This window comes from Candidatus Thermoplasmatota archaeon (assembly GCA_035541015.1).
Classification (GTDB): Archaea; Thermoplasmatota; SW-10-69-26; order JACQPN01; family JAIVGT01; genus DATLFM01.
In genome coordinates this window covers 1-5,610 of the sequence record DATLFM010000004.1, presented here as the reverse complement: position 1 = coordinate 5,610, position 5,610 = coordinate 1, and the positions used below count along the sequence as shown (strand labels likewise).

At 67.5% G+C, this 5,610-nt stretch carries 3 protein-coding genes; 1 reads left to right on the top strand and 2 read right to left on the bottom strand.

Annotated features, from left to right (window positions below):
* Both carB and carA read right to left on the bottom strand, forming a co-directional pair.
* Positions 1-3,227: carbamoyl-phosphate synthase large subunit (gene carB, locus VM681_00165; protein HVL86408.1), on the bottom strand; the 3,227-nt coding region annotated here is incomplete at its 3' end.
* Position 3,228: 1 nt separating this feature from the next.
* Entirely contained in the window at positions 3,229-4,368 is a 1,140-nt protein-coding gene (carA, locus tag VM681_00160; GenBank protein HVL86407.1) for a glutamine-hydrolyzing carbamoyl-phosphate synthase small subunit, read from the bottom strand.
* A 327-nt stretch (positions 4,369-4,695) separates the two neighbouring features.
* Here carA and VM681_00155 point away from each other — a divergent pair.
* Positions 4,696-5,610 (top strand): DEAD/DEAH box helicase (locus VM681_00155; GenBank protein HVL86406.1); only part of this gene is annotated, 915 nt, incomplete at its 3' end.

The following is a 5,610-nucleotide window of genomic DNA, read 5'->3' as shown; positions in this document are numbered from 1 at the left end:
GCGGTTCCCGCGTATTCGTCGATTGCCATCGTCTTCAGCCGTCCGTCCTTGAACGCGCGGATCGAGTGGACGGCCGCCGTGGCGGCGGCCATGTTCGTGAGGTAGGGGATGTTGAGCTCCACGGCCAGGCGCCGCATCATGTAGCCGTCGCGCCGGGCGCCGCGCGCAAGCGTGGGCGTGTTGAGGACGAGCTTGATCGTCCCGTTGCGCATGAGGTCGATCGCATCGGGCGAGCGGCCTTCGCTGATGCGCCAGGCGGTCTCGCACGCGACGCCGAAGTCGCGAAGGTACGACGACGTTCCCTTCGTGGCGTAGAGCGCAAAGCCCAGCTGCGAGAGCTCGGTGGCAAGCGGCAGCACGCGCTCCTTGTCCTCGTCGCGGACGGAGATGTACACGGCGCCCTCGGTGGGAAGCCGCATGCCGGCGGCCTCCATGGCCTTCCAGAACGCCTTGTGGAAGTCGGTGTCAAGGCCCATGACCTCGCCCGTGGACTTCATCTCGGGGCCGAGGATCGAGTCGACGCCCGCGAGCTTCTGGAACGGGAACACGCTTGCCTTCACGGCGATCGTCCGCGTGCGGGCCGGCTGCAGGCTCATGTCGGAGAGCTTCTGGCCGAGCATGACGCGCGTGGCCACGCGCGCCAGCGGGACGCCGATCGCCTTGCTGACGAAGGGGACCGTGCGCGAGGCGCGCGGGTTGGCCTCCAGGATGTACACCTTGTTGTCCTTCACGGCAAACTGGCAGTTGACGCAGCCCACGACGCCAAGCGCGAGGGCGATCTTGCGCGTGTACAGCTCGATCGTCTTCACGACCTCGCGGGGCAGGGTCTGGGGCGGCAGCACCATCGTCGCGTCGCCGCTGTGCACGCCGGCCTCCTCGATGTGCTCGAGCATGCCGCCCAGGAAGACGTCCGTGCCGTCGCATACGGCGTCCACGTCGACCTCGATCGCGTTTGTGAGGTACTTGTCCACGAGGACGGGGGCGTTCTTGCCCACGCGCACGGCCTCGCGCATGTAGCCCTCGAGGTCCTTCTCGTCGTAGACGATCTCCATCCCGCGCCCGCCCAGCACGAAGCTCGGGCGCACGAGCACGGGATACCCGATGCGGGCGGCGGCCTCCTTGACCTCCTCGAAGCTGCGCCCGAGCGCCCCGGCGGGCTGGGGGATCTTGAGGCGGTCCATGAGCTTTGCGAACTTCTCGCGGTCCTCGGCGGTGTCGATGGCCGTCGGCGGCGTGCCCAGGATGCGCGTCGGAAGCCCCCGCTGCGCGATGGCTTCGGCAAGCGGCGTGGCGAGGTTGATCGACGTCTGGCCCCCGAATTGCACGACGACGCCCTCGGGCCGCTCGCGTTCGATCACGTGCAGGACGTCCTCGAGCGCCAGCGGCTCGAAGTACAGGCGCGTGGACGTGTCGAAGTCGGTGGAGACCGTCTCGGGGTTGTTGTTGACCATGATGGCGTCGAGGCCCTGCGCGCGGATCTCCTTGGCCGCGTGCACGCAGGCGTAATCGAACTCGATTCCCTGCCCGATGCGGATGGGGCCGCTGCCGAGCACCATGACCTTGCGGGTGCCCTCGGGCGGTTTCACCTCCTCGGTCTCGGCGTAGGTCGAGTAGAAGTAGGGTGTTTGCGCCTCGAACTCCGCGGCGCAGGTGTCGACCATCTTGTAGACGGGCGCGATGCCGTGCTGGCGGCGAAGGTCGCGGACCTCCTGCTCGGTCCGGCCAAGGAGGGTGGCCAGGTGCTCGTCGGCAAAGCCCATGCGCTTGGCCCGCGCGAGGACGTCCCGATCGACGCGGCCGGCCTTCGCGGCTTGCTTGAGCTTCTCCTCGAACTGCACGACGTTCCGGATCTTGACGAGGAAGAAGGGGTCGATGCGCGAGGCGTGCGCGACCTTGTCGAGGCTCGCGCCTTTGCGCAGGAGCTCGGCCACGGCGTAGAGGCGGCGGTCGGTGGGCTCGGAGAGCTCCTTCCAGAGGTCCTCCTCCGTCGAGGGCCAGGTCCAATCGAGGCTTGCGCGGTCGATCTCGAGCGACCGAAGCGCTTTTTGCAGGCTTTCCTCGATCGTGCGCCCGATGGACATGACCTCGCCGGTCGACTTCATCTGGGTGCCGAGGTGCCGGTCCACCGTGCGGAACTTGTCGAAGGGCCAGCGGGGGATCTTCGTGATGACGTAGTCGAGCGCGGGCTCGAAGGAGGCCGGCGTCGTGCCCGTCACGCGGTTCACGATCTCGTCGAGGGTCATGCCCACGGCGATCTTGGCCGAAACGCGCGCGATGGGGTAGCCCGTGGCCTTGCTGGCAAGCGCCGACGAGCGCGACACGCGCGGGTTCACCTCGATCACGCGGTACTCGAACCGCGAGGGGTCGACGGCGAACTGGACGTTGCATCCCCCCTGGATGCCAAGCGCGCGGATGATCTTCAGGGCCGCCGAGCGCAGCGTCTGGTGCTCGTCGTCGGAGAGCGTCTGCGAGGGCGCCACGACGATGGACTCGCCCGTGTGGATTCCCATCGGGTCGAGGTTCTCCATGTTGCAGATCGTGATGCAGTTATCGGCCGAATCCCGCATGACCTCGTACTCGAACTCCTTCCAGCCGAGCACGGACTCCTCGATGAGCACCTGGTGGATGCGGGAATAGGAGAGGCCCCGGGAGCAAATTTCGGCCAGTTGCGCTTCGTTGTGCGCGATGCCGGAGCCGGAGCCGCCAAGCGTGTAGGCGGGGCGGACGAGGACGGGAAAGCCGATCTGGCGCGCAAACTCGAGCGCCTGCTTGTGGTCGGTGACGGCCTTGGCCCGGCAGACGGGCTCGCCGATCTCCTCCATCGTCTTCTTGAAGAGGTCCCGGTCCTCGCTCTTCTCGATGGCCGAAAGCGGCGTCCCCAGAAGCTCGACGCCGTACTTTTCGAGCGCTCCCGACTCGGCAAGCTCGCTGCACAGGTTGAGGCCGGTTTGGCCGCCCATGCCCGAGAGGATGCCCTGCGGCCGCTCGCGACGAAGGATGCGCGCGAGCGACTCGGCCGTGAGCGGCTCCACGTACACGCGGTCGGCCGTCTCGACGTCGGTCTGGATCGTGGCGGGGTTCGAGTTGACGATGACGGTCTCGTAGCCCTCCTCGCGCAGCGAAAGAGCGGCCTGCGATCCGGAGAAGTCGAACTCCGCGGCCTGCCCGATCTGGATGGGGCCGGAACCGACGATGAGGAGCTTTCGAAGATCCGTCCGCTTGGGCACGCTAGCGGCCTCCCGGATGCTCGGCCATCATCCGCTCGAACCGCTGGAAGAGGTGCCACGTGTCGCGCGGCCCCGGGTGCGCCTCCGGGTGGTACTGCACGCTGAACACCGGGAGGCGAGCATGGCGAAGGCCCTCGGCCGTCCCGTCGTTTCCGTTGAGCTGCGCGACCTCGAGCCCCGCCGCGCGCGCGCTCTCCACGTCCACCGCGTAGCCGTGGTTCTGGCTCGTGATGAACACGCGGCCCGATTCGAGGTCCTTGACGGGTTGGTTGGCGCCCCGGTGGCCGAACTTGAGCTTGAAGGTCTTCGCGCCAAAGGCAAGCCCAAGGAGCTGGTGGCCAAGGCAGATGCCCATGACGGGGTACCGTTCGGCGGCCCCGCGCAGCAGGGGAACGGTCGTGCGCAGGATCTCCGCGTGCGAGGGGTCGCCGGGGCCGTTGCTGCAGAAGACGCCGTCGGGCGCGATGCGCTCGAGGTCGCGCATCGTCGCGTTGTAGGGAAGGCGGGTCACGTGGCCAAGCTCGCGCAGCGAGCGGACGATGTTCTCCTTGGCGCCGCAGTCCAGAAGCGCAATCTCGCGTCGCCCCTTGCCGGTCGCCTCCAAGCGGACGGGCCTTGCGGCCGTCACCTGCCCCACGAGGTTCTCCGCGTCCGGATGGGGCATGGTGCGGACCTTGTGGAAGGCCTCCTCGACGCTGTCGCCCTCCTGGCAGATCGCGGCCTTCAGCGTTCCGCGTGCCCGCGTCTTTACCGTAAGCGCGCGCGTGTCGATGCCTTGGAGGCCCGGCACGCCGTGGTCGCGGAGGAACTCGTCGACCGTCTTGTTGCCGCCTTTGTGGTGGCTGGGCGCCTCGCACGCCTCGTGCACGGCAAATCCGCGCGGCCAAATGCGTCGCGACTCGAAGTCGTCCGCGTTCACGCCGTAGTTGCCGATGAGCGGGTACGTGAGGAGGAGGATCTGGCCGGCGTACGACGGGTCCGTGAGGGACTCCTGGTAGCCCGTCATGGAGGTGTTGAAGACGAGCTCGCCAAAGGTCGTCTTGCGCGCGCCAAAAGCAATGCCCTCGACGACGGTTCCGTCTTCGAGGACGAGGCGCGCCCGATCCATTCCGACCTGGCGTACATACCGGATGCCGTTCAAGAACGTTTCCGTGCGCGCGCGGATAATAATGCTCGCCCGCGCGCGAGGGGGCCCGCGACCGGGGCGGAGGCCACACGATTGGCGTCCGCTCGCGTTTTGGACCCACAACTATATCAACAGGGCGCGCGTGCACAAACCTGGCAACAGTTCGATCATCAGTGTTTGCGGGATGACGGTCGCCACAGGAAACGACCCTCGTTTTCATCGCATCCCGCATGGCTCCCTCGGGAGCGGCCCGGCGACGTGATTCTCGAACCGCCGGACGTGAAACCCATGACCTTTGCACAGCTTGGTCTGACCCAACCTACGCTTGCGGCTTTGGCCGCAATGAAGTACGAACGCCCAACTCCCATCCAAAGCGAAGCCATTCCGCACGTCCTTGCCGGACGCGATCTCCTTGGCCGCGCCCAGACGGGAACCGGCAAGACGGCCGCGTTCGGCATCCCGATCGTGGAGAAGATCGAGCCCTCGAGCCGGCACGTCCAGGCGCTGATCCTGACGCCGACCCGCGAGCTGTGCGTGCAGGTGACCGAGGAGATCGCGCGCATCGGCCAGTTCCGCGGCGTGCAGACCGTCGCCATCTACGGTGGCTCATCGATGGACCGGCAGGTCGAGGCGCTCAAGCGGGGCACGCAGGTCGTGGTCGGCACGCCGGGCCGCGTCCTGGACCTCGTCCGGCGACGCGAGCTCGTCCTCGACCGGGTCCACACCGTCATCCTCGACGAGGCGGACCGCATGCTCGACATGGGCTTCATCGTCGACGTCGAGACCATCCTGGCCCGGTGCCCGCGCGAGCGACAGACTGCGCTCTTCAGCGCCACCATGCCGTACGCCATCCTTCGCATCTGCGACCGCTTCATGAAACGGGATCCGGCCCAGGTCACGGTGCGGCCCGACCTGCGGACCGTCGAGACCGTTCGTCAGCTGGTGTACTTCGTGGCCGAGCAGGACAAGGTCGCGGCTCTGGTCGAGCTCAACGAGAAGTATGGGTTCGATCGGCTCCTCGTCTTCCGGCACACGCAGATCGGCGTCGACCGGCTCGCCGCCACGCTCGCGCGGCGCGGGAAGAACGTCGCCGCCCTGCACGGGGGCCTCTCGCAGCGCGAGCGGGATCGGACGCTGGCCGCCTTCAAGGCGGGCAAGATCCAGTTCCTGATCGCCACGAACGTCGCCAGCCGCGGCCTCGACATCACCGACCTCCCGTACGTCCTGAGCTTCGACATCCCCGAGGACGCCGATACC